Origin of the sequence: Pseudomonas helleri (assembly GCF_009600315.1) — a bacterium.
Classification (GTDB): domain Bacteria; phylum Pseudomonadota; class Gammaproteobacteria; order Pseudomonadales; family Pseudomonadaceae; genus Aquipseudomonas; species Aquipseudomonas helleri_A.
The window spans coordinates 234,742-260,021 of record NZ_WIWC01000002.1 but is presented as its reverse complement, the minus strand read 5'-3'; the positions used below and the strand labels follow the sequence as shown (position 1 = coordinate 260,021).

23 protein-coding genes are annotated in these 25,280 nt (G+C 56.3%); 4 read left to right on the top strand and 19 right to left on the bottom strand.

Translation table 11 applies throughout. From position 1 onward, the window contains the following. Window positions 1-95 precede the first annotated feature (95 nt). A complete protein-coding gene (locus tag GHN86_RS02490; protein ID WP_010655620.1) occupies window positions 96-317 on the bottom strand; it encodes a helix-turn-helix transcriptional regulator in 222 nt (73 codons plus the stop codon). Window positions 318-670: 353 nt separating this feature from the next. On the opposite strand from GHN86_RS02490, the gene GHN86_RS02485 reads away from it, so the two are divergent. Beyond that, a complete protein-coding gene (locus GHN86_RS02485) occupies window positions 671-1,414 on the top strand; it encodes a hypothetical protein (protein ID WP_228389589.1) in 744 nt (247 codons plus the stop codon). A 69-nt stretch (window positions 1,415-1,483) separates the two neighbouring features. Here GHN86_RS02485 and GHN86_RS02480 read toward each other — a convergent pair whose 3' ends face one another. From GHN86_RS02480 to GHN86_RS02465, 4 genes are all read right to left on the bottom strand, one after another. Beyond that, window positions 1,484-2,692 (bottom strand): tyrosine-type recombinase/integrase, encoded by a 1,209-nt coding sequence (locus tag GHN86_RS02480; protein ID WP_010655618.1) that lies wholly within the window; start codon window positions 2,690-2,692, stop codon window positions 1,484-1,486. Between the two features lie 308 nt (window positions 2,693-3,000). Next, window positions 3,001-4,578 (bottom strand): glutamine-hydrolyzing GMP synthase, encoded by a 1,578-nt coding sequence (guaA, locus tag GHN86_RS02475; protein ID WP_153377810.1) that lies wholly within the window; start codon window positions 4,576-4,578, stop codon window positions 3,001-3,003. 101 nt (window positions 4,579-4,679) lie between these two features. Continuing rightward, window positions 4,680-6,149 carry an IMP dehydrogenase gene (gene guaB / locus GHN86_RS02470; RefSeq protein ID WP_153377811.1) on the bottom strand — a complete coding sequence of 490 codons (1,470 nt, stop codon included), beginning with the start codon at window positions 6,147-6,149 and terminating at the stop codon, window positions 4,680-4,682. 230 nt (window positions 6,150-6,379) lie between these two features. Then, complete coding sequence (locus tag GHN86_RS02465; RefSeq protein WP_153377812.1) at window positions 6,380-6,928, bottom strand: sugar ABC transporter ATPase; 549 nt, start codon at window positions 6,926-6,928, stop codon at window positions 6,380-6,382. A 112-nt stretch (window positions 6,929-7,040) separates the two neighbouring features. On the opposite strand from GHN86_RS02465, the gene xseA reads away from it, so the two are divergent. The 3 genes from xseA (at window position 7,041) to leuA (ending at window position 11,273) form a co-directional block, all read left to right on the top strand. Further along, the gene (xseA, locus tag GHN86_RS02460) at window positions 7,041-8,420 is read left to right on the top strand and encodes an exodeoxyribonuclease VII large subunit (RefSeq protein ID WP_153377813.1); all 1,380 of its coding nucleotides are present in this window, start codon (window positions 7,041-7,043) and stop codon (window positions 8,418-8,420) included. 3 nt (window positions 8,421-8,423) lie between these two features. Beyond that, window positions 8,424-9,248 (top strand): M23 family metallopeptidase, encoded by an 825-nt coding sequence (locus tag GHN86_RS02455; protein WP_153377814.1) that lies wholly within the window; start codon window positions 8,424-8,426, stop codon window positions 9,246-9,248. Window positions 9,249-9,593: 345 nt separating this feature from the next. Continuing rightward, the gene (gene leuA / locus GHN86_RS02450) at window positions 9,594-11,273 is read left to right on the top strand and encodes a 2-isopropylmalate synthase (protein WP_153377815.1); all 1,680 of its coding nucleotides are present in this window, start codon (window positions 9,594-9,596) and stop codon (window positions 11,271-11,273) included. Window positions 11,274-11,449: 176 nt separating this feature from the next. Here the strand turns inward: leuA and GHN86_RS02445 are convergent, their stop codons facing one another. The 14 genes from GHN86_RS02445 to hscA form a co-directional block, all read right to left on the bottom strand. Continuing rightward, window positions 11,450-12,241 (bottom strand): amidohydrolase, encoded by a 792-nt coding sequence (locus GHN86_RS02445; RefSeq protein WP_153377816.1) that lies wholly within the window; start codon window positions 12,239-12,241, stop codon window positions 11,450-11,452. Further along, window positions 12,229-13,377 (bottom strand): pyridoxal phosphate-dependent aminotransferase, encoded by a 1,149-nt coding sequence (locus tag GHN86_RS02440; RefSeq protein ID WP_153377817.1) that lies wholly within the window; start codon window positions 13,375-13,377, stop codon window positions 12,229-12,231. The genes GHN86_RS02445 and GHN86_RS02440 overlap by 13 nt, the downstream gene beginning before the upstream one ends. A gap of 123 nt (window positions 13,378-13,500) precedes the next feature. Next, window positions 13,501-14,970 carry a ribosome biogenesis GTPase Der gene (der, locus tag GHN86_RS02435; protein ID WP_153377818.1) on the bottom strand — a complete coding sequence of 490 codons (1,470 nt, stop codon included), beginning with the start codon at window positions 14,968-14,970 and terminating at the stop codon, window positions 13,501-13,503. Between the two features lie 138 nt (window positions 14,971-15,108). Further along, on the bottom strand, window positions 15,109-16,260 hold the full coding sequence (bamB, locus tag GHN86_RS02430; RefSeq protein WP_153377819.1) for an outer membrane protein assembly factor BamB: 1,152 nt from the start codon (window positions 16,258-16,260) through the stop codon (window positions 15,109-15,111). After that, entirely contained in the window at window positions 16,253-16,894 is a 642-nt protein-coding gene (locus tag GHN86_RS02425) for a tetratricopeptide repeat protein (protein ID WP_323369180.1), read from the bottom strand. Before GHN86_RS02425 ends, bamB begins: the two co-directional genes overlap by 8 nt. 40 nt (window positions 16,895-16,934) lie before the next feature. Continuing rightward, complete coding sequence (hisS, locus tag GHN86_RS02420; RefSeq protein WP_323369181.1) at window positions 16,935-18,224, bottom strand: histidine--tRNA ligase; 1,290 nt, start codon at window positions 18,222-18,224, stop codon at window positions 16,935-16,937. Between the two features lie 22 nt (window positions 18,225-18,246). After that, window positions 18,247-19,356 (bottom strand): flavodoxin-dependent (E)-4-hydroxy-3-methylbut-2-enyl-diphosphate synthase, encoded by a 1,110-nt coding sequence (ispG, locus tag GHN86_RS02415; protein ID WP_122784839.1) that lies wholly within the window; start codon window positions 19,354-19,356, stop codon window positions 18,247-18,249. A 3-nt stretch (window positions 19,357-19,359) separates the two neighbouring features. After that, a complete protein-coding gene (locus GHN86_RS02410) occupies window positions 19,360-20,364 on the bottom strand; it encodes a RodZ domain-containing protein (RefSeq protein WP_153386069.1) in 1,005 nt (334 codons plus the stop codon). Further along, window positions 20,364-21,122: a type IV pilus biogenesis/stability protein PilW gene (gene pilW / locus GHN86_RS02405; protein ID WP_153377821.1), complete on the bottom strand. Its 759-nt coding sequence runs from the start codon at window positions 21,120-21,122 to the stop codon at window positions 20,364-20,366. The genes GHN86_RS02410 and pilW overlap by 1 nt, the downstream gene beginning before the upstream one ends. Window positions 21,123-21,134: 12 nt before the next feature. Then, entirely contained in the window at window positions 21,135-22,283 is a 1,149-nt protein-coding gene (gene rlmN, locus GHN86_RS02400; protein ID WP_122784842.1) for a 23S rRNA (adenine(2503)-C(2))-methyltransferase RlmN, read from the bottom strand. Between the two features lie 28 nt (window positions 22,284-22,311). Next, window positions 22,312-22,737, bottom strand: coding sequence for a nucleoside-diphosphate kinase (ndk, locus tag GHN86_RS02395; RefSeq protein ID WP_010457859.1), 426 nt, complete (start codon window positions 22,735-22,737; stop codon window positions 22,312-22,314). A 93-nt stretch (window positions 22,738-22,830) separates the two neighbouring features. Further along, the gene (gene iscX, locus GHN86_RS02390; RefSeq protein ID WP_048385877.1) at window positions 22,831-23,031 is read right to left on the bottom strand and encodes a Fe-S cluster assembly protein IscX; all 201 of its coding nucleotides are present in this window, start codon (window positions 23,029-23,031) and stop codon (window positions 22,831-22,833) included. A gap of 12 nt (window positions 23,032-23,043) precedes the next feature. Beyond that, window positions 23,044-23,385 (bottom strand): ISC system 2Fe-2S type ferredoxin, encoded by a 342-nt coding sequence (gene fdx / locus GHN86_RS02385; protein ID WP_047273851.1) that lies wholly within the window; start codon window positions 23,383-23,385, stop codon window positions 23,044-23,046. Between the two features lie 3 nt (window positions 23,386-23,388). Further along, window positions 23,389-25,251 (bottom strand): Fe-S protein assembly chaperone HscA, encoded by a 1,863-nt coding sequence (gene hscA, locus GHN86_RS02380; protein ID WP_153377822.1) that lies wholly within the window; start codon window positions 25,249-25,251, stop codon window positions 23,389-23,391. Window positions 25,252-25,280: the final 29 nt, after the last annotated feature.

The following is a 25,280-nucleotide window of genomic DNA, read 5'->3' as shown; positions in this document are numbered from 1 at the left end:
CTGAACAGCGCAAGCTGTGAACATTGGTGTCGACCGCAAGCAGTTCTAGCATGCTGCTGCGACATGGGCCCTGCGTCGGGCCCGATCTGCACCGCTCAGGCTCCAACTCCGGGCCTGGGCGCTGGGCCGGAATCTTTACATGCGTCAATCCATTCTTCGACTTCAGCCAAATCCCAGACGACTTTGCGACTGCTGATCGCAATGCGGCGTGGGAACTTACCTTTGATTTCAAAGTTGTAGATCGTCCGCTCACACAGCGGGATCATCGCTAGTAGCGTCTTTTTATCGATAAGCGTTCTGTTGGTTGATACCTGCATACCCTTGCCTCAATCAGTCACATTGAATGTGTGCCTGATCGTGCCCGGACGTGCCACTTGCTTCGACGAGATGATTGGCTAAAATGGTTGACATGAAAAATAGATCAGCAATCGCCATCTGCAAGGGATGTGACCCAAACGTCGCAGATGCTATTCGACGGTTTCGGGATTGCTGGGAGCCGTACTCTGCAGCATCGAAGCGATACCCTATCGCCCGACTGGTAGAAGAACTTATCGACCCAGCCGTAGCTACGTATACGGCAACGCTCCCCCCGCTTCATCGGGGGCACATACCGGGAGCCGGCTCAGGCGTAGCCTTCAGCAAAATCATGCGATTGGTAGGTATTGAGGCCATGCTCCGCGTACAACGCCAATTGCTGAGAGCTTTTGTCTTAACAGAAGACAATCAGTCCAAAGGAGACCGACGATATACCGCTACACTCGAAACGTTGATAGAGCTGGTATGGGCATGCAAACGCAAGCAACCGGCGAATAGAAAAGTTCGTGGCGGCGGTGTGAATGGTCAACGCTCAAGAGGTTTTTGTAGATTTTGCGGCGCCCTTGCGGAGCTGACTTCATTCGCCGAATCGGCAAATGCAGAGGGCAAACGCGGGATGGATGAAGATTTACGCATGAGCAAAATGCGAGGAATAGATGAAGAGTTACGCCTGAGCAATCTGTACTGCGAGGCCCATCGCCCCAAATTGCCGGATAAAACGTGGAATCCCGCGTACAGAAAGGCGAAACGATCTATAGCACAATTCGACCTCGAATTAGCCAGAGTCAGCCGACAATGCGCCTCGCGAGGTACTCCGCAAGCGAAATCAGGTGACGAGCTGGTTGACAGCTACATACACAACTACATGCTTGGCCAAACGTTAACGCTAGGAGAGGAAGCAGAGTTGCGGGACCTAGCGCGGCTTATGGTGGACTCAAGGTTATCCGACAGAAAAAAACAAATACTCATGCTCCTACGGCTTGGTTTCAATCAATCAGAGATTGCCCGCAGACTGGGTGTCGAACGCCAAGCGGTATCAAAAGCCATTGCCTCAATTCCAGAAATATTTTGCTTGAATCAGCCACAACGATCCCGTTAGTGGTTCGTTTTACTGTCAACCAAAACACACAATCAATAACAGTTCACGCGGCAGAGCCAGACTCTTAAATCAAACCTTCGCCCGTGGTTTTTTTAGCGTCCATTCGTCAATCATATCTGCCCAATCCTGCAACATCGCCCGACGCTGATCGCGGTATTCAGCCTTGTTGTAAACGGCGCGTACGCCCTTCTGCTCGTGTGCAAGGCACTTCTCAATCCAGTCTGAGTTGTAACCCGCCTCATGCAGCAGTGTGCTTGCTGTGCGCCTCAAATCGTGCGGTCCGAACTTGCTCAGCGGCTGCCCTTCTTTCTGCGCAAGCCGGTAGGTCAGCGTCAGCACCTGATTGATCGTCGCGGTGCTCATTGGCAAATCAGAATCGTAACGGGAGGGAAAGACGTAATCTGAACCACCGGCAAAGGTTTTCAACGCAATGAAGAAATCCAAAGCCTGCTGAGATAAGAACACCAAATGGGGGTTGCGGCGCTTCATCCGCTCTTTCGGAATGGTCCACAAGGCTTCGCTGAAATTGATTTCGTTCCATGTCGCGTTGGTCAACTCACTTTTACGAACCATGGTCAGCAACAATAACTTAGCGGCCACCCTCACGGAGGAGGCGGTGCCGATGCGGTCCAGGTACTGATACATCAACGCGATTTCGTCAGGCCCTAAAGCGCGGTCACGTGGCTCGAATTTAGCGATGCTTGCAGAACGGACCAGATCAGCCGGGTTCTCGACCTTCTGGCCACGCTCAATAGCCCATCGGAACACCTGCATCACAATCTCGCGGGAGTGCACGGCCGTAGCTGGAGCTCCACGCTCCACGATTGCATCAGTCAGCGTTCGCAGATCCTCATGATTGATTTCCACCAGTTTCTGATTACCGAATTGGGGCTTTAGCTCGCGCTCGTAAACAGATCGGCGCATGTCACGGGTCGAGTCAGCCATCTGATACCCACGCAGCCACTTCTCAGCCCACGCATCAAACGTCTCTGCTCCTTTGGTGCGTGCCTTGGCACGGGCTTTCTCTTTGGCAGGCGACTTACCCGCCGAAACCATCTTTTTTGCCTCGCCCAGGCGCTCTCTGGCTTCCGCAAGTGTGATGCCACCCACGCCATAACGACCGAACGTGATGGTTTCCTGACGGCCGTTGATTGAGTAATTGTAGCGAAATGAGATGGAGCCGGCAGCAGTGACGGCCACGTACAGCCCGTCGCGGTCGTTCACCTTGTAGAGTTTTTCTTTCGGTTTGAGGTTACGCAGCTTGGTATCGGTCAACATAGCAGTTATGGATTCCATGGAAAAAATACCATGCTCAGAAAAACACTCATGCACCACGTTAAAACCCAATGAAACCGGGGGTGATGAGGAATTTGATACCATGCCCTTCCCTACTAAGGCGACATGGTATCGAGCACTAAGCATGGCATTTAGCTCAGTCAATGCCCCGTACAATGCCACATAAACACGGTGCTTGGCGATGCACAAAGCTGCCAGAATTTGCCAGACCCAAAAAGCCAAAAGCCCGCAATTACGCGGGCTCCAGGGCATTTCTTGCTAGATGGTGCCGGTCAGTGCCGGACGTCCAATCATTCCCACTCAATCGTTGCCGGTGGCTTGCTCGACACGTCGTAAGTAACGCGCGAAATACCTTCGATTTCGTTGATGATGCGACCGCTCACGGTTTCAAGCAGCTCGTAAGGCAGGTGTGCCCAACGCGCGGTCATGAAGTCGATGGTTTCTACAGCACGCAGGGCAACCACCCAGGCGTAACGACGACCGTCACCTACAACACCCACCGATTTCACCGGCTGGAACACCACGAATGCCTGGCTGACTTTGTGATACCAGTCAGCTTTGCGCAGCTCTTCGATGAAGATGTGGTCAGCGCGACGCAGCAGGTCGGCGTATTCCTTTTTCACTTCACCCAGAATACGTACACCCAAACCCGGGCCCGGGAATGGGTGACGGTAGACCATGTCGTACGGCAGGCCCAGCTCCAGGCCCAGACGACGCACTTCGTCCTTGAACAGCTCACGCAGCGGCTCAACCAGCTTGAGGTTCATTTCATCCGGCAGGCCGCCCACGTTGTGGTGCGACTTGATGACGTGAGCCTTGCCGCTTTTGGCGCCAGCCGACTCGATCACGTCCGGGTAGATGGTGCCCTGCGCCAGGTACTTGATGTTGTCCAGCTTGCAGGACTCGGCATCGAACACATCGATAAAGGTACGGCCGATGATCTTGCGCTTCTTCTCCGGATCGCTTTCGCCAGCCAGATTGTTCAGGAATTGATCCGCCGCGTTGGCGCGGATCACTTTGACGCCCATGTTCTCGGCGAACATGGCCATCACTTGCTCACCTTCGTGCAAGCGCAGCAGACCGTTGTCCACGAACACGCAGGTCAGCTGGTCGCCAATCGCCTTGTGCAGCAACGCGGCCACAACCGAGGAGTCGACGCCGCCAGACAAGCCCAGCAATACGTTATCAGTACCCACTTGGGCGCGGACGTTGGCAATCGCGTCTTCTGCAATCTTCGACGGCGTCCACAGGGCTTCACAGCCGCAGATGTCGAGGATAAAGCGCGACAGGATACGACCGCCTTGCTTGGTGTGAGTCACTTCCGGGTGGAACTGAACGCCGTAGTAACCGCGCTCGTCGTTGTACATGCCGGCAATCGGGCAGCTCGGGGTGCTGGCCAGAATGTGGAAGTCCGATGGCATTTTGGTGACTTTGTCACCGTGGCTCATCCACACGTCCAGACCGAACAGGCCGTCAGCGTCGATGTGATCTTCTATGCCATCCAGCAGACGGCTTTTGCCGACTACGTCAACGCGGGCATAGCCGAATTCGCGCAGTTCGGAGCCTTCAACCTTGCCGCCCAGTTGCTCGGCCATGGTTTGCATGCCGTAGCAGATACCGAAAACCGGTACGCCCAGGTCAAACACAGCTTGTGGTGCGCGCGGGCTGTTGGCTTCGTGCACGGATTCCGGGCCGCCAGCCAGGATGATGCCTTTAGGGGCGAATTCGCGGATCGCAGCGTCATCCATGTCGAATGGGTGCAGTTCGCAGTAAACGCCGATTTCGCGAACGCGACGTGCGATCAGCTGGGTGTACTGGGAACCGAAGTCCAGAATCAGGATGCGGTGGGCGTGAATGTCGAGGGCCATGACAAAATCTCGATAAATTTCAGAAACGACACGGGGCTGAATCAAACAGCCCCGGTGATTTAATTCGTATCGCACCCGGTTTAGCCCGGATGCGATCACTATCAGCCTACGCGATAGTTAGGTGCTTCTTTGGTGATCTGCACGTCGTGAACGTGGGATTCAGCCATGCCCGCGCCAGTGATACGCACAAACTCTGGCTTGGTACGCATTTGCTCGATGTCGGCGCTGCCTGTGTAACCCATCGAGGAACGCAGACCGCCCATCAGTTGGTGAATGATCGCTGTCAGCGAACCTTTGTACGGCACGCGACCTTCGATGCCTTCCGGCACCAGCTTCTCGGCACCCGCAGAGGAGTCCTGGAAGTAACGGTCGGAAGAACCCTGGGATTGCGACATCGCCCCCAGCGAACCCATGCCACGGTAAGCCTTGTACGAACGGCCCTGGAACAGTTCGATCTCGCCCGGCGCTTCTTCAGTACCGGCAAACATCGAGCCCATCATCACGCACGACGCACCGGCAACGATAGCCTTGGACAGGTCACCCGAGAAACGGATGCCGCCGTCGGCGATCAACGGTACGCCGGTGCCTTCAAGGGCAGCCGCAACATTGGCAATCGCGCTGATTTGCGGAACGCCTACACCGGCCACGATACGGGTGGTGCAGATCGAGCCAGGGCCGATACCGACTTTAACCGCGTCAGCGCCAGCTTCGGCCAGCGCGAGGGCCGCCGCGCCAGTGGCGATGTTGCCGCCAATAACCTGAACTTCAGGGAAGTTCTGCTTGACCCAACGCACGCGGTCGATCACGCCTTTGGAGTGACCGTGAGCAGTGTCGACCACTACCACGTCAACGCCGGCAGCAACCAGTGCAGCCACGCGATCAGCGGTGTCTTTACCGGTGCCGACCGCAGCGCCTACGCGCAGACGACCTTGATCGTCCTTGCTGGCCAGCGGGTAAGCCTTGGCTTTTTCGATGTCGTTGACGGTCATCATGCCTTTGAGGGCGAAGTTTTCATCAACGATCAGCACGCGCTCGATGCGGTGCTTGTGCAGCAGTTCGCGAGCTTCGTCCTTGTCGGCGCCTTCCTTGACCGTAACCAGACGCTCTTTAGGCGTCATCACTTCACGAACGGTGGCTTCCAGACGGTTTTCAAAGCGCACGTCACGGGACGTCACGATGCCGACCAGGTCGCCATTGTGCAGCACCGGAACGCCGGAGATGTTGTGCTGACGGGTCAGCTCGAACAGTTCACGAACAGTGGCGTCAGCTTCGATAGTGATAGGTTCTTTAACCACACCGGCTTCGTAACGCTTCACTTTGCGCACTTCGTGAGCTTGCTGCTCGATGGTCATATTCTTGTGAATAATGCCGATACCGCCTTCCTGAGCCATGGCGATTGCCAGACGGGCTTCAGTCACGGTGTCCATTGCGGCGGAAACCAGCGGAATATTCAGTTCAATGCCACGGGTCAAACGAGTCTTAAGGCTGACTTCGTTCGGGAGAACCTCGGAATAACCGGGGACGAGAAGGATGTCATCGAATGTGAGTGCTTCTTGGCTGATACGCAGCATCGCTGGGGCTCCCGAGCGGGAAAATGGAAGCGCGCCATTGTACTTAAAACACCTGACTCTCTCAACGGAAACCTTTAGAGAGATTTGCGCTAAGGGTCAATGATTTGTTGACCCTAAAGGCAGAAAACTCTGCAATCGAAGCCACGGGCTACGAAGGGGCGCAGCGGATTCAAGAAAACGGGTGGCTACGCAACCCTTCGCAGCCTTCGGCAGCGCCTACGGGTATTCCCCTAAAGCTCGACCTTCACCCACGCTACCGGCTGATCAAGCCAGTCGGCGAACTCGTCAAGGAAGTTCTGTTTAAAGCCCGCTTCGGCCCAGTTATTAAAAATAAACCCCAGATTGGAAAACGCACACGGCTGCAAAAACAGAAATCCGTTGATGTCATCTTCATGGGCGCACAGCGGGCACGTGAAGTTATCGGTACGTCCCGGCATCCAGTCTTCGAGGCTTTCAAAAAGTGCCTCACCGACTTCTTTTCGACATTCAGCGCAGCCGGCTTCTTCAAGAAAGCCCTTGGCCGGGGTGTAGATGCAGCGCTTGGTGATGATCTCCAGGCCATTGACCGGTTCACCAAAAGGCAATGCTTCAGGGTGCAGCACAACGCTGGCAGCGCCGGGGGCAATGGCGTACGCCATGCCATTGCCGGTTCGGCCACAGGTGGTCAGCTCTTGTTCGATGATATTTTTGCGTACCAGCCAGCGCACGATGGCGCGGGCACGGGGTTCATGAACCGGCAAGGTGGAGATTTTAGGGACAATAATGCTTTGCGAATTCATGGGTACGGCACATATGAGGGGTACAGGTTTGCGCGCAGCTTAAAGCCTCACCCGATGAGGTCAAGCATTCAAACAGGTGCAGTCATCACAAACCGCCCTTATCATGGCGCGCATGATTAAAGATCCCTTTGCACGACTCAACCTCGACCGAGAAGTCCTGACCGTCAGCCAGCTCAACGGCCGTGCGCGAGTTCTGCTCGAAGACGTATTCAGCAATATATGGGTGGAAGGCGAGATCTCCAACCTCGCCCGCCCGGCGTCTGGTCACATTTACTTCACCCTCAAGGACAGCGGCGCCCAAGTGCGCTGCGCGTTGTTTCGCAACAACGCCGCGCGGGTGCGTCAGGCGTTGAAAGACGGCTTGGCCGTTAAAGTGCGCGGCAAGGTGTCATTGTTTGAAGGCCGCGGTGATTACCAACTGATCCTCGACACGGTGGAACCCGCCGGAGATGGCGCGCTACGCCTGGCCTTTGATGCACTGAAAGAAAAACTCAGCGCCGAGGGTCTGTTCAGCGCCGACCGAAAAGTCGCCCTGCCCGCCCATCCGCAACGCATCGGCATTGTCAGCTCGCCCACGGGGGCGGTGATCCGCGACATCATTAGCGTTTTCCGTCGCCGCGCGCCGCAAGTCGAACTGACCCTGATCCCTACCGCCGTACAAGGCCGCGAGGCCACCGCACAAATTGTCCGGGCCTTGAAGCTGGCCGATGCACGTGGCTTTGACGCGCTGATTCTGGCCCGTGGTGGTGGCTCGCTGGAAGACTTGTGGTGCTTTAACGAAGAGGCCGTGGCCCGCGCCATTGATGCCTGCGTCACGCCGATTGTTAGCGCCGTCGGTCACGAAACCGATGTGTCCATCGCTGACTTCGTCGCCGATGTACGCGCACCCACTCCATCAGCTGCGGCCGAACTGCTGGCGCCCGACACAAGCGACCTGCAACGACGCATCGACAGTCTGCACCGGCGGCTGGTGATGCGTATTCGTGACCGCCTGATGCGCGACCGCTTGCGTCTCGACGGTTTGGCGCGACGCCTGCGCAATCCCGCAGAGCGCCTGCGTCAGCAAGCACAGCGTCTGGATGATCTGGACATGCGCATGCGCCGGGCGTTCGAACGCAGCCTCAATACCCGCCGCGAACGACTTATCCGCCTCGAAACACGTTTGGCCGGTCAGCATCCGGGTCGTCAACTGGCCCTGCTGCGTCAACGGCTGGACACTCTGGCCGAGCGCTTGCCACGCGCCATGCGTGAAGGGTTGAAGTCGCGCCGCTTACAGTTGCAAACCCATATGCAAACCCTGCACATAGTCAGCCCCTTGGCCACGCTGGGTCGGGGTTACAGCATTTTGCTGGATGAACGCGGCAACGCCATTCGCAGCGCCGCGCAAACTCAAAACGGTCAACGCCTGAAGGCCAAACTGGGCGAAGGCGAGTTGCAGGTTCGGGTTGAGGACAACCACCTCACGCCGGTCACCCTTTCATTACTGGATTAATCAATGCTGCGCTTATCTTCTGCCCTGTTCTTGCTGTGCCTGACCCTCAACGCCAGCGCGGCAGACAGTTACATCACGCGCTTATTGAACAAACCCGTGCCCGGCGGCGTGGCCGTGATTGAGCTGGGGGCCGGGGCACAAGCGCCCAAAGCTACCTTCCAGGGCAAACCGGTCATGGTGATCAAAGAGCAAGACACCTGGCGGGCCATTGTCGGCATTCCGCTCACCGTCAAACCGGGCATCCAGCAGATCAGCGCAGGCGGGCGCGACCTTAACTTTACGGTGGGCAACAAGAAGTACCCGGAACAGCGCATCATTCTCAAGAACCAGCGTCAGGTCAACCCCAACCCGGATGACATCAAGCGCATCGACAACGAGCTGGCAATCCAGATCAAGGCATACCGCACCTTCAGCCCTAATACACCAAGCAACCTGCTACTCGACAAACCCGTCAACGGACCGCTGTCGAGCAAGTTTGGCGTTCGTCGATTCTTCAATGGCGAAGAGCGTAATCCGCACGCAGGTCTCGATTTTGCCGTGCCAGCGGGGACGCCTATCAAGACCCCGGCGGCGGGAAAAGTCATTTTGATCGGCAACTACTTTTTTAACGGCAATACCGTATTTGTTGACCACGGCCAAGGCTTTATCAGCATGTTTTGCCACATGTCGAAAGTTGATACAAAAGTCGGCCAACAGTTGGCGCGCGGTGATGTGGTAGGCAAAGTGGGCTCAACCGGCCGTGCCACGGGCCCGCACATGCACTGGAACGTCAGCCTTAATGATGCCCGGGTCGATCCGGCCATTTTTATCGGTGCCTTCCAGCCCTGAGAGCGTCCTTAAAGGGATGAACAGTAGCAGCACGTGCTGCTGAACATCCCACGAACCCCTGCAATAAAAACAACCATCCAGCCAAATTAGCGCAACCAAAAATCGTAATACGCCAACATTCAGGCATTTCTCTCAATATTTTTTAGCTGCTTGCCAACTTCCCACCCAGTGGTTAGGGTTGGGGCCATGAATAGCTCTCACACCCTCATTCTGCTACGCCAACATCGCAGCCTTTGCCTCGTCAGTGCACGACTGCAAAGCTAGTCGCGGTGCCTCGCCCCTTGTGCTTTGTATTTCTTCAGCAAGCCGCTCATTGATTGCGGTTTGTACCAAAAGGATTGCCTGATGACCATGCTCAAAGACCCGTCTTCCAAATACCGTGCCTTTCCGGTGATTAACTTGCCTGATCGCACTTGGCCGTCGAAAACCATCACCCATGCGCCGATCTGGTGTAGCTCTGACCTGCGCGACGGCAACCAGTCGCTGATCGAGCCGATGGATGCGGTAAAGAAGCTACGTTTCTGGAAGACGCTGGTGAGCGTGGGCGTGAAAGAGATTGAGGCATCCTTCCCGGCGGCATCGCAAACCGACTTCGACTTCGTGCGCACCCTGATCGAAGACGGGCATATCCCGGACGACACCACCATTCAGGTGCTCACCCAAGGCCGTGAAGACTTGATCGCTCGTACCTTTGAGTCGCTGCGCGGCGCGAAGAAAGCCATCGTCCACCTGTACAACGCAACCTGCCCGGCATTCCGCCGCATCGTGTTCAATCAGGACAAAGACGGCGTCAAGGAAATTGCCGTTAACGCGGCCAAGCTGTTCGTCAAATATGCGGCTCAACAGCCTGAAACCCACTGGACGTTCGAGTATTCGCCGGAAACCTTCAGCGCCACCGAGCTCGAGTTCGCCAAGGAAGTGTGCGATGCGGTGATCGAGGTGTGGAACCCGACACCCCAGCACAAAATGATCCTCAACCTGCCTGCGACCGTTGAGTGCGCCACTCCGAACATTTATGCCGACCAGATCGAATGGTTCGGGCGCCATATCAATCGCCGTGACAGCGTGCTGATTAGCCTGCACACCCACAACGACCGCGGTACAGGTGTGGCCGCTACTGAACTGGGCCTGATGGCAGGTGCTGATCGCGTTGAAGGCTGCCTGTTTGGTAACGGCGAACGTACCGGTAACGTCGATCTGGTGACCGTGGCCTTGAACATGTACACCCAGGGGCTGAACCCCGAACTGGATTTCTCCGACATCGACGGCGTGCGTAAAGTCGTTGAAGAGTGCAACCAGATTCCCGTCCATCCACGCCACCCATACGTGGGTGATTTGGTCCACACCGCCTTCTCCGGCTCGCACCAGGATGCAATCCGCAAAGGCTTCGCCCAGCAAAAACCGGATGGCCTGTGGGAAGTGCCTTACTTGCCAATCGACCCGGCAGATATTGGCCGCAGCTATGAAGCCGTGATCCGGGTTAACAGCCAGTCCGGCAAAGGCGGAATTGCTTACCTGCTGGAGCAGGAATACGGCATCAGCTTGCCGCGCCGCATGCAGATCGAATTCAGCCAGGTGGTTCAGCGCGAGACTGATCGTTTGGGCCTGGAAATGACCGCACAACAGATTCACAACTTGCTGCGCAGTGAGTATTTGCAGGCCAATACGCCATACGCGCTGGTCAGCCATCGTCTTCAGGAAGAAAACGGCCACAGCGCGGTCGAGGTCGAGGTGTCAGCCAAAGGCGATGGTGAAACCAACCTGCGCTGGAGCGGCAAGGGTAACGGCGCACTGGAGGCGCTGGTTGCCGGCCTGCCCGTCAAAGCCGAAATAATGGACTACAACGAACATGCGATTGGCGCTGGCACAAACGCGAAAGCAGCGGCCTACATCGAGCTGCGAGTGAATGGTGAGCGTGCAGTGCATGGCGTGGGCATTGATGAAAACATCACCACTGCCAGCTTTAAAGCGCTGTTCAGCGCCCTGAACCGCTCACTGAGCGAAAGCGAGGCCAAAGCCGCGTAAGCGCTTGGCTTGAACGACAAAGGCCTCAAGGTGCGAACCTTGGGGCCTTTTGCGTATTGGCCGGCAAAAAACCCTCACCCTAGCCCTCTCCCAGAGGGAGAGGGGACAAATTGGGGATTGCTTTGGCTTTTAGTCCCCTCTCCCTCTGGGAGAGGGTTAGGGTGAGGGAAAAACCGTTAGCGAAACTCGAACGTATCGGCATCCCTATACGCCGGAAAGCGCTCACGGTAAGCCGCCAGTTCAGCCGCATTCAGGCGAACCTCAAACACACCATCACCCTCTCCCGCACTGAGCAATGACTCGCCCTGAAAGTCGAAGATATGACTGTCGCCGGTATAAACCAGACCTTTACCGTCGGTACCCACCCGATTGACCGCCGCGACGTAGCACAGGTTTTCAATCGCACGAGCAGGCAGCAAGCGGTTCCAGTGCAAGCGACGCGCACCGGGCCAGTTCGCGGTGTACAGCAACAAGTCAGTGTCGTGGGGATCACTGCTCCACACCGGGAATCGCAAGTCGTAGCAAATCAATGGACGAACACGCCAGCCTTTGACTTCAAACTGAACCTGACGCTCGCCCGGGGTGAAGTGTTCGTGCTCACCCGCCATGCGGAACAAATGACGCTTATCGTAGTGCAGCACTTCACCATCAAGGCGCGCCCACAGCAGACGATTACGGTGGCTGCCATCAGCGGCCTGGACGATGATGCTTCCGGTCACGACAGCATCAAGCTTTTTGGCCTGCGCAATCAGCCACGCGTGAGTAGGCCCTTGTTCAGGCTCTGCCAGAGCTTCTGACTCCATGCTGAAGCCTGTGGTGAACATTTCCGGTAACACCACCAGATCTGCGCCTTTGGCTTGCTCAAGCAATTCTTCAAAATGCTCTAAATTGGCCTGACGGTCATGCCAGACCAGCGTGGTCTGTACCAACGCAACGGTTAGATCGGATAATCCACTTAAATCACGCATAGTTTTTCTGCTGCTTCACGCAGCGTCTCCTCGCGTTTTGCAAAACATAAACGAACCAGCCGCTGCCCTTCGGGCGGGGTCTGGTAGAACACCGACACCGGAATCGTCGCCACACCGTGCTCACGGGTGAGCCATTCGGCCATGGCGACATCATCAAGGTCGGGACGAATTCGAGAATAATCGACCAGTTGAAAATAGGTCCCTGCCACCGGTTTGAAGGTAAAACGCGACGGGCTAAGCAAATCACAAAACAGATCACGCTTGGCCTGATAAAACCCCGGCAACTCCTCCACATGTTCCGGATGAGCCTGCATGAAATCTGCCAAGGCATACTGCAAAGGCGTCACCCCGCAAAAACTGACGTACTGATGAACCTTGCGCAACTCGGCTGTCAGGGCGGGCGGCGCCACGACATAACCCGTTTTCCAACCGGTAACGTGGTAGGTCTTGCCAAACGAACTGACCACGAATGCCCGATCGTACAGCTGCGCATGCGACAAAACACTGACATGGGGCACGCCGTCGTACACCAGATACTCATACACCTCGTCGCTGATGAGGTAGATGTCACGATTTTCGATCAGCTTGGCCAACTGATCCAGCTCGGCCCGAGTAATGAGCGCACCGCTGGGGTTGTGCGGGCTGTTGAGGATGATCATGCGCGTGCGCGGGCTCAGCGCCTCTTCAAGCTTTTGCCAGTCGATTGAAAAATCATCCAGCCCTAATTGCACATGCACGCACCGGCCACCGGCCAGCTCCACAGAGGGCTCGTAGCTGTCGTAACAGGGATCAAAAACGATCACTTCGTCACCGGCATGAATGACGGCCTGAATCGCGCAAAAGATGGCTTGGGTCGCGCCGGGCGTAATCGTGACTTCGCTGTCAGGATTAACCTGCACAGCGTAACTGCGGGCAATTTTGGCCGCTACTTGCTGACGCAGCGCAGGCAAGCCGGTCATCGGGGAATATTGGTTGTGACCACTGGCAACATGATGGCCAACAGCATCGCGCAAGGCTTGCGGGCCATCAAAATCCGGGAAACCCTGAGACAAGTTAAGCGCGCCAGTCTCAGCCGCGAGCTGCGACATACGCGTGAAAATGGTGGTGCCGACATTCGGCAACTTGCTGATAATCATGGCCGTTCCCTGTTGAGTTCCCGGCACTGACTGCGGCACAGGATTGAACGAGAATAGCCCAAACGCCGGACACGAAAAAGGGTCCAACAGGACCCTTTCTCATTACGCTAGAACCTGACGCTATCAGCGCTTGTCTTTGCGATTTTTCTCGGCTTTCTTGTGGTGCGACATCATGCGGCGTTTCTTGTTGACCTGACGGTCTGTGAGCGAGTTCTTGTTGCCTTCGTACGGGTTCTCGCCACCTTTGAACTCGATGCGGATCGGCGTACCGACCAGCTTCAAGACACGACGGTAGGTGTTTTCGAGATAACGAACGTAAGACTTCGGAACCTTCTCAACTTGGTTACCGTGAATCACGATAATCGGCGGGTTAGCACCACCCAAGTGGGCATAACGCAGCTTGATCCGGCGGCTGTTCACCATCGGTGGCGCATGCTCACTGACCGCATCTTCGAGAATCTGGGTCAAACGGTTGGTCGGCCAACGCGTTACCGCTGACTTGAAGGAGTTCTGTACCGACTGGTACAAGTTACCTACGCCAGTGCCGTGCAACGCCGAGATGAAGTGAATGTCGGCAAAGTCGACGAAGAACAGGCGACGCGTCAGTTCTACCTTCACGAAATCACGTTCGCTCGGGGTCATGCCGTCCCACTTGTTGATCGCGATGACCAGAGCACGACCGGCCTCCAGCGCAAAGCCCAACAGGTTGAGGTCATGGTCTACCACGCCTTCGCGGGCATCCATCACAAAGATCACCACGTTAGCGTCTTTGATCGCCTGCAAGGTTTTGACCACGGAGAACTTTTCAACTTCTTCGTGAATCTTGCCGCGCTTGCGCACACCCGCGGTGTCGATCAGCGTGTACTTCTCGTCATTACGCTCAAACGGGATGTAGATACTGTCACGCGTGGTACCCGGCTGGTCGTACACGATCACCCGGTCCTCACCGAGCATGCGGTTAACCAGGGTCGATTTACCGACGTTAGGGCGACCAATGATAGCGATCTTGATACCGTCTTTTTCACTTGGGCCAGGAATGCGCTTGGCTTCCTCACCTTCGAGCACGATTTCTTCTTCGCCGTCGACCGGCTCTTCTTCGTCACGCGGGAAGTTGCCCAAGGCAATTTCCAGCATTTGCGTGATACCACGACCATGAGCACCGGCGATTGGAATCGCATCACCCATACCCAAGGGTGCGAACTCGGCGCGAGCCATGTCCGGATCGATGTTATCGACCTTGTTGGCAACCACGTAGGAACGCTTGTTACGTTTACGCAGGTGCTCGCCGATCATCTGGTCAGCAGCGGTGAAACCCGCCTTGGCATCTACCAGGAACAGAACAACATCCGCTTCTTCGATGGCCAGCAGGGACTGCTCGGCCATTTTTTCGTCCATACCGTGCTCGTCACCGGAAATACCACCGGTGTCGACCAGAATGTAGGAACGCCCTTGCCACTTGGCCTCACCGTATTGGCGATCACGGGTCAGACCGGACAAGTCACCGACGATAGCGTCGCGAGTCCTGGTCAGGCGGTTGAACAAGGTGGACTTGCCGACGTTAGGTCGGCCCACCAGGGCGATTACGGGAACCATGCGGCTCTCCACTTCGTTATTTCAGAAAATACAAAAGCCGCAGCAAGGCTGCGGCCAGAGTTCGGAACAGCACATATGTGCCGCGAGCCTTGCCAGAGCAAGGCTGCTTGAGGCCCTAGAGCCTCAAGCATAGACGCCTTAGCGAATGGTCAGGGCTTCCAGTTTGCCGCTGTTACCAAACACGTAAATCATGTCACCGACCACCAGCGGACGTGCCCGAAGGCCATCACTGTCTACGCGAGTACGGCCAACGAAACGACCATCAACCTGACTGAGCAAGTGCAGATAGCCTTCCATGTCGCCGACTGCCACATAGCTGGAGAACACTTCTGGAGCCGACAATTGGCGGCGGGCCAGAGCTTCGTTGCTCCACAGGGCAGTGGTCGAGCGTTCATCAACGCCTTCAACCGTACCGGACGCCAGGCTGACATAGACGTTGCCAAAACCTTGGGCGACACCGGCATAGCTGGAAGCATCACGCTGCCAGAGCACGCGACCGCTTTCCAGTTCCAGTGCTGCCATGCGGCCCTGGTAGCTCGCTACGTACAGCGTGCCGCCGGACAACAGCAGACCGCCGTCAATATCAACGATACGCTCCAGCTCCGAGCGACCTTGCGGTACAGCCACCCGCTGCTCCCAAACCGGCACACCGGTCTGAGTATCCAGCGCAACGACTTTACCGGTCGACAGACCAGCCACCGCCAGATGATTGGTCACCAACGGAGCACCGGTGCCACGCAAAGTCAAAACACCTGGTGTGCTGTCGTAGATCCAGCGCTGATCGCCCGTCGAGGCATCCAGGCCAATCAGGTGATCGTCCTGGGTCTGAACCACAACGATATCGCCGTTGGTTGCAGGCGGAGCCAGTACTTCGCTGTTAACGCGCGCGCGCCATTTCTCTTCACCGTTGCTGGCATCCAGAGCAATGACATCACCCTGCAAGGTACCCAGTAGCACCAGGCCATAGCCCAGACCTACTGCGCCAGAAACAGGCTGATCGAGGTCTTTTTTCCACTGAACGTCACCGTTCATGCGGTCAAGAGACATCACTACGCCCGTTACGTCAGCGGCGTAGATGTTATTACCTTCAACCGCTGGCACCAGCATGTTGTAGGTTTTGCCCTGACCGTCGCCGATCGAGCGATCCCACTGCTTTTGCAACACGACTTCTTCTTTGAAGTCCGTCAATTCAGCCGGTGGAAGTTCTTTTTTGCTGTTGCTGCTGCAACCCGCGGCCAAAACGACCAGAGCCAGCAATGCCGCATGTTTCCATCGAATCACTTCACGCATCCCCTTTGGCCAGGTCGTCCAGCTTGATTTGTAAGCCACCGACCGCGGCTTCATCCGACAGCGCGGCTTTAGCTTTTTCGTAGGCGGCACGTGCGTCGTCAGTACGACCCTGCTGTACCAGCAGGTCGCCTTTCAGTTCTTCACGGCTGGCCAGGAATGCTTTGTCCGAATCGCCTTCAAGCAGTTTCAAGGCATCATCGACTTTGCCTTGAGCGGCCAGAACTTGAGCCAGACGCTGACGTGCAACTTCACCCAGCGTTGGGTTGGCCGGCTTGTCGACGATGGTTTTCAGCTCAGCGGCTGCGTCTTCGAGTTTGCCATTATCCACGGCCACTTTAGCCACGAACAACCCGCCAAATTGCGCGTAGGCAGAGCCTGCGTATTCGCCTTTCAACTTGTTGGACAAATCCGCCACACGGGCCACATCGGGCTTACCGTCAGGCGTGAGTGTGGTTTCAAGCAACTGCTGATAGAGAACCGACGCACCTTGCGACTGATTCGCCTGATATTTGTGCCATAGCTGCCAGCCGGACACCACTACCAGCGCAAGCAAGCCGCCAGTAAGCAGGGGTTTGCCGTTACGCTGCCACCAGTCTTTCAACTCGCCCAGCTGTTCATCTTCGTTACTCGACACCCCAACACTCCTTATTCGCTAAATCGGCTGTTTTACAGCTTCAACCCTGCACAACGCAGGTGGCCAAGTGCTCAGCTAGAGCATCCCAGGCAATCGTTTGTTGTTCGCCCTGGCCACGCAGAGGTTTGACGCCTACCACTTGCTGGGCCAATTCGTCGTCGCCCAGAATCAGTGCGTACAACGCACCGCTTTTGTCGGCTTTTTTAAACTGACTTTTGAAACTGCCGGCGCCCGCATTGATCTGCAAGCGCAGGTTCGGCAACTGATCACGAACCCGCTCGCTCAAGGCCAAGGCAGCCAGTTCGGCAGCCTCACCAAACGCACACAGGTACACGTCAACCTGACGCGCCAGTTCTTGCGGGATTTGTTCAAGGGTTTCAACCAACAGGATCAAACGCTCGATGCCCATTGCAAAGCCAACACCTGTGGTCGGCTTGCCGCCCATTTGTTCGACCAGACCGTCATAGCGGCCGCCCGCACATACAGTGCCTTGAGCGCCCAGCTTGTCGGTGACCCATTCGAATACGGTTTTGCTGTAGTAATCGAGGCCGCGAACCAGCTTGGGGTTGATCACGTAAGGAATGCCGGCGGCATCCAGACGTGCCTTCAGGCCTTCGAAATGCACACGGGACTCTTCGTCGAGGTAATCCACCAGCTTGGGTGCATCAACCAGTACAGCCTGTGTATCGGCGTTCTTGGTATCCAGCACACGCAGCGGGTTGGATTTCAAGCGACGCTGGCTATCTTCGTCGAGCTCGCTCAAGCGCGAGGACAGGTATTCCACCAGCGCCGCACGATAGCGGGCGCGAGCTTCACTGGTGCCCAGGCTGTTGAGTTCGAGCTTGACCGCGTCACGGATGCCCAGCTCGCCCCACAGGCGCCAGGTCAATACGATCAATTCGGCATCGATGTCCGGCCCATCCAGGTTGAACACTTCAACCCCAATCTGATGGAACTGACGATAGCGGCCTTTCTGTGGGCGCTCGTGGCGGAACATCGGGCCGATGTACCACAACTTTTGAACCTGACCACCGCCGGTAATGCCGTGTTCAAGCACAGCACGTACGCAGGCCGCCGTGCCTTCAGGACGCAAGGTCAGCGAATCGCCGTTGCGGTCCTCGAAGGTGTACATCTCTTTTTCGACGATATCAGTCACTTCGCCGATGGAACGCTTGAACAGTTCGGTGAACTCGACGATAGGCATGCGAATTTGCTTGTAACCGTAGTTATCCAGCAAACGCGCTACCTTGCCCTCGACGTAACGCCATACAGGCGTCTGGTCGGGCAGAATGTCGTTCATGCCACGAATGGCTTGCAGAGACTTGCTCACAAAAAGTCCTTAATTCGTTTGATTAGCCGCGCGCGATAACCGCTGCGTCAGCTTCGACCTTTTCGGCCGCCTTCTGGCGAATCAGCTTTTCAAGCTCATCCACCAGATTTTCATTCGTTAACTTCTGCGACGGCTTGCCGTCGATATAAATCAGGTTGGGCGTTCCGCCGGTCAGGCCCACATGAGCCTCCTTGGCTTCACCGGGACCGTTAACCACACAGCCAATCACAGCGACATCCAATGGCACCAGCAGATCTTCCAGGCGCCCTTCCAGCTCGTTCATGGTTTTAACCACGTCGAAGTTCTGGCGCGAACAGCTTGGGCACGCAATAAAGTTAATGCCACGCGAACGCAAACGCAGGGATTTGAGGATGTCGTAACCTACTTTGACTTCCTCTACCGGGTCTGCTGCCAGCGAGATGCGGATAGTATCGCCAATTCCCTCGGCGAGCAGCATACCTAGCCCAACGGCAGATTTCACTGTGCCCGAACGTAAACCACCGGCTTCGGTAATCCCCAAGTGCAGCGGCTGGACAATTTCCTTGGCCAGAAGGCGGTAGGCTTCTACGGCCATAAACACGTCGGAGGCCTTTACGCTGACCTTGAAGTCCTTGAAATTCAGGCGTTCAAGGTGCTCAACGTGACGCAATGCCGACTCTACCAGCGCAGCCGGTGTCGGTTCGCCGTACTTCTTTTGCAGGTCTTTCTCGAGCGAACCGGCGTTAACGCCGATTCGAATAGGAATACCGCGATCACGGGCAGCATCGACCACGGCACGCACACGGTCTTCGCGACCAATGTTGCCAGGGTTGATTCGCAAGCAGTCCACACCCAGCTCGGCCACGCGCAGCGCAATCCGATAATCGAAGTGGATGTCGGCAACCAATGGCACTTTGACCAATTGCTTGATACGACCAAACGCTTCGGCTGCATCCATATCAGGCACGGAAACCCGCACGATATCGACACCTGCGGCTTCCAGACGATTGATTTGCGCAACGGTTGCCGCGACATCATTGGTGTCGCTGTTGGTCATGCTCTGTACAGCAATAGGGGCATCGCCACCGACTGGCACCGAGCCGACCCAGATTTTGCGCGATTCGCGACGTTTGATTGGTGATTCGCCGTGCATGACTTATTGACCTAACTTCAGGCGAGCAGTCTCGCCACTGGTGAAAGGAGCGACATCCACCGCTTGACCGTTATAGGTCACTTGCGCAGCACGGGCAAAACCCAGTCGCAAGCTCAGGGGTGGCTTGCCACTCACTTCAAGATTTTCGCCTTTGCGCTTCAAACCGCCAAACAGCACTTTACCCGTGGCGTCGGTGACTTGAGTCCAGCAATCAGCGCTGTATTGCACTGAAACCTTGCCAGCACCGGCGACAGGAGCGCTTTCGACAGCAGCAACCGCGGGCGCCACAGCAGGGGCTGGAGCGACAGGAGCAGCTGGAGCAGCTGGAGCAGCTGGAGCGGACGCTACAGAAGTGGCGGGTTCGGCAGGTGCAGCGCCAGATACGGCGGGTGCCGAGGCAAGCGGAAGTGCCAACGCCGAGCTCTGGGTCTGCTCTGCAGCAGCTTGGGCTTCAACCGGCGACTCTGACTCTACCTTGGCCTCAGCCACGGCTTGATCTTCCGGCTCATCGAGCGGGTGGATCTGGGTAGTGCCGTCAGCGCCTTCGACTTCGACGTGCTCCGGGGCAAGCCCAATCAGGTCTTTGGCGCGCATGGACGTTTGGTCCTGCCACCAGATAAAGCCACCGCCGATGACAGCGATCAGCAACAACAGGCTGACAATACGCAAGATGGTGTGGGAAATACGCACCGGCTCTTCAATACGGCCAAGGCTGTGCACATTACTGCCGTTGGCATCTGTCCCGGTGTAGAGATCAAACTCATGCACCAGCGCAGCCTGATCCATACCGAGCAATTTGGCATAGGCGCGGATATAACCGCGGGCAAAGGTATGCCCCGGCAACTTGTCGAACGCACCGGCCTCAAGGTTACTCAAGGAGCTGGCCGTGAGATTAAGCTTCTTGGCGACTTCAGCCAACGTCCAGCCATTGTTTTCACGGGCCTGACGCAAGGTCTCACCAGGATTGACACGAGTCGCTGCTAGAACTTCGGGTTGCGCCGCTTTCATCATTGCTCCGACAGGTATTGCTGATATTCCGGCGTACCGGGATAGAGTCTTTTTAGTTGCTGACCATAATTGGCTGTTGAAGCACGCTCGTCGAAAACATCTGCCAACCGCGCACCGAGCAATAGACTACGTGCATTTTGTCCGCTAAGCAGGCTAAAACGATCGTAAAAGTCACGTGCGGGCACATAATGCCTGTCTTCGTAAGACAACTCAGCCATTTCGAGCAGTGCGCGAGGTTGCCGGGGGTTCAAACTCAGGGCTTTTTCGAGCTGTTGACGGCCCTCATCCCGCTGACCCAACTTGAGTGCAGTCATCCCCAGATTCTCGTAGATGCGCGATCGATCAGGATAGAGAGGGTCGGTCAGTGCTTTTTGAAAGTACGCGCTGGCTTCTTGATAACGCTGGCGCTCAAACAGGAAGCTGGCGTAATTGTTGAGAATGCGCGGGTCATCAGGTCGCCCGTTCAACGCGCTACGAAATGCCTTCTCGGCCAGCTCATAGTCTTTTTCAGATTGAAAAACCAATGCCAGGGCGGCGTGGGTGTCCGGATCAGACTTGTCGAGTTCGAGGGCTTTGCCCAAAGGGACTTTGGCCTGCTCGGCCATCCCCTGCTGGAGATAACCCAGTCCTAACTGGACATAAGCCTCACGCGCTGCATCACGCCCCTTGTCGGTGTTCATCGGGTTTGAGCTACCCGATGAAACACAGCCAGCCACTAAGCTGACCCATACGACACACAGCGCAGCGCGCAGGATCATGGATGTCCTCTCTCAGGGCGCAGAGGCAGCGTTGGGCGCTGAGTCAGCATCGGCATTGAGCTCACGCGCGGCAATCAGGCGCGAGCTGCGACGGGTGCGGTCATTGACCTGACCCACCAACTGCCCACAGGCCGCGTCGATATCTTCACCGCGCGTGGTGCGCACGGTCACGTTGTAACCCGCTTGCTGCAACAGCTCCTGAAAACGGCGAATGGCGTTGTTGCTTGGACGCTCATAACCCGAATGTGGGAAAGGGTTGAACGGGATCAGGTTGATCTTGCACGGCGTGTCCTTGAGCAACTCGATCATTTCACGCGCGTGGTCAACATGGTCGTTCACGTCTTTGAGCAAGGTGTACTCGACAGTCAATACGCGTTTCTCGCCCAAGGTCGCCATATAACGACGGCATGAATCAAGCAGCATGGCCAGCGGGTACTTCTTGTTGATGGGCACCAATTGACTGCGCAACTCGTCATTAGGTGCGTGCAGCGACAAGGCCAGGGAGACGTCAATGTGCTTGGCCAGCTCATCGATCATCGGCACCACGCCCGAGGTAGACAAGGTCACCCGGCGCTTGGAAATCCCATAACCCAGGTCATCCATCATCAGTTGCATGGCACTGATCACGTTGTCGAAGTTCAGCAGCGGTTCACCCATACCCATCATCACCACGTTGGTGATGGCACGGTCGATGGTTGCCGGAACACTGCCGAAGGATTTGTTGGCAATCCACACCTGACCGATCACTTCGGCGGCGGTGAGGTTGCTATTGAAGCCTTGCTTGCCGGTGGAGCAGAAACTGCAATCCAGGGCACAGCCTGCCTGGGACGAAACGCACAAGGTGCCGCGTTTGCCCGAGGGAATGTAAACCGTCTCGACGCAGCTGCCGGACTCAACACGTACCACCCATTTACGGGTGCCATCGCTGGAGATGTCCTCGCTGACGACTTCAGGCCCACGAACCTCAGCAATAGCCTTGAGCTTGTCGCGCAAGGCCTTGCTGACGTTAGTCATGGCGTCGAAATCATCGACACCAAAGTGGTGAATCCACTTCATGACCTGACCGGCACGGAAACGCTTCTCCCCGATTGAGTCGAAGAATTTCTCCATTTCCGGTTGAGTCAAACCCAACAGGTTGGTTTTGCCAGTCGTTGCAATCATGTCTTCACCCTCACTCACAAGCCAATACTTAGCGAGTGGTTACTTCAGTAGCTGCGAAAAAGTACGAGATTTCGCGTGCAGCAGCGGCTTCCGAGTCGGAACCGTGAACAGCGTTAGCGTCGATGGAATCAGCGAAGTCAGCACGGATAGTGCCAGCAGCTGCTTCTTTAGGGTTGGTAGCACCCATCAGTTCGCGGTTCAGAGCGATAGCGTTTTCGCCTTCCAGAACCTGAACAACAACAGGACCGGAGATCATGAAAGCAACCAGGTCGCCGAAGAAACCACGAGCGCTGTGCTCAGCGTAGAAGCCTTCAGCTTCTGCTTTGGACAGTTGCTTCATTTTCGAAGCTACAACCTTCAGGCCGGCTTTTTCAAAACGAGTGGTGATCTCGCCGATAACGTTTTTTGCAACAGCGTCAGGCTTGATGATGGAGAAAGTGCGTTGAACAGCCATGGTGTAACTCCAGAAACAGTGATTTAAGCGAAAAATTAAACCCGCGAATTATACGCGGGTTCTGGGGTATTGCATAATTACGTCTTTACAAGCTTAGTCGGCTTCTTCGATCCACAACCCCTGAATGGCTTCGAGAACCTTCTCCCCGCCACGATCCGGGATGTCGTCAAAGTCAGGCAGCGCCATGACCAGATTGCGCAACTTGACGAAGTTCACGGTCAGCGGATCGACATCCGGGTGAGCTTCAGCCAGTTGTATTGCGATTTCTTGCACATCAACCCATTTAAGGCTCATGACAATTCCTTATCAGTGCGGCGCTTCAGCAGCATGGTTAAGGGAATATTTCGGAATCTCGACCGTCAGGTCTTCAGTACCGACTTTGGCCTGGCAGCTCAAACGGGAGTGAGCTTCAAGACCCCAGGCACGATCCAGGTAGTCTTCTTCCAGCTCATCCGCCTCTTCAAGCGAATCAAACCCTTCACGAATAATGCAGTGACAGGTCGTGCACGCGCACACACCACCACAGGCACTTTCGATTTCGATGTGATTGTCATGGGCCACTTCGAGAATGGACTTGCCGGTCTCAGCCTCTACGACCATACCGTCCGGGCAGTGCTCGGCGTGTGGCAGAAAAATGATCTGCGGCATCAGTTATTCCTCGATTTCATTCAGGTTGCGCCCAGACAGGGCGGCTTTGACCGTCAAGTCCATACGACGGGCAGCAAAGGCATCAGTCACCTGCGACAAGCGCTTGGTCTGCTGCTCGATGGCGTAACCATCGGTGCCTTTCATCAATTCGGACAATTCCTGCATCTGCGCTTCAATGACCATACGCTCTTCAGCATCAAGCAAGCGATCGCCGTCCACTTCCAACGCAGACTGCACCGCCTCGATCAGACGCTGTGCATCGACCTGTTGCTCGCGCAATACACGGGCCACCTTGTCATCACCTGCGTACTGGAACGAATCCTTAAGCATTTTGGCAATTTCGCCATCGGTCAAACCGTAAGAAGGCTTGACCTGGATACTTGCCTCAACGCCCGAACCCAGCTCGCGAGCCGCAACACTAAGCAAACCATCCGCATCAACCTGGAAGGTCACGCGGATTTTCGCAGCACCGGCCACCATCGGTGGAATACCGCGCAGCTCGAAACGCGCCAGTGAGCGGCAATCGCTGATCAGCTCGCGCTCGCCTTGCAGCACATGAATCATCATGGCCGTCTGGCCATCTTTATACGTTGTGAAATCCTGCGCACGGGCCACCGGAATTGTGGTGTTGCGCGGAATGACTTTCTCCATCAAGCCGCCCATGGTCTCGAGACCGAGCGACAACGGAATCACGTCCAGCAGCAGCAACTCACCACCTTCACGCTTGTTGCCCGCCAGCGTGTCCGCCTGAATCGCAGCACCAATGGCTACCACTTGATCCGGGTCGATATCGGTCAACGGCTCACGACCAAACATGGCTGCAACCGCTTCACGCACACGCGGTACACGGGTTGAACCGCCGACCATGACCACGGCCTGAACGTCTTCAACCTCGATGTTGGCATCGCGCACGGCGCGTCGGCAGGCCTTGAGGCTGCGGGCAACCATCGGCTCAATCAACGCATCAAAGGCTTCGCGGGTCAGTTCTGCATTCCAGTCGCCAAAAGCAACAGTCACAGATGACGCATCAGTAAGCGCTTCCTTCGCAGCACAAGCGGCCTGAAGCAACGCGCGCTGAGTACCGGGATCAAGATCAGCAGACAAACCCGCCTGTTCAATCATCCAGCCAGCAATGGCATGGTCGAAATCATCGCCGCCCAACGCACTGTCGCCGCCGGTGGCCAGCACCTCAAACACACCGCCGGTCAAGCGCAGGATCGAAATATCGAACGTGCCCCCGCCCAGGTCGTAAATAGCTACAACCCCTTCGGCCGACTGATCGAGCCCATAAGCCACCGCCGCAGCGGTTGGCTCATTGAGTAAGCGCAGTACATTGAGGCCCGCCAGTTTGGCAGCATCTTTGGTGGCTTGACGCTGAGCGTCGTCGAAATAGGCCGGAACGGTAATCACCGCACCGACCAATTCACCGCCCAAGGTCTTTTCGGCGCGCTCACGCAGCACTTTCAGAATTTCGGCAGACACTTCAACCGGGCTTTTAGGCCCTTGCACAGTGTCGATAAACGGCATGTGCGACTCACCGCCGACAAAGCGGTAAGGCAGCTGCTCGCCCAATTGCTTGACGTCGGACAAACCACGACCCATCAAACGCTTGACCGACAGGATGGTATTGAAAGGGTCGCTTGCGGCTGCCAGACGTGCCGACTCACCGACTTCGACGCGATCAGCGTGATAGCGCACGGCAGACGGCAAAATGACATTGCCATTTGCGTCAGCCAGGGGCTCGGAAAGACCGCTGCGCAATGCAGCGACCAACGAATTGGTAGTGCCCAAGTCGATCCCCACAGCCAGACGACGCTGGTGCGGTTGAGGACTTTGGCCGGGTTCGGCGATCTGCAGTAGGGCCATCGTAATCAGGACTTATCTGTAATCAGGCG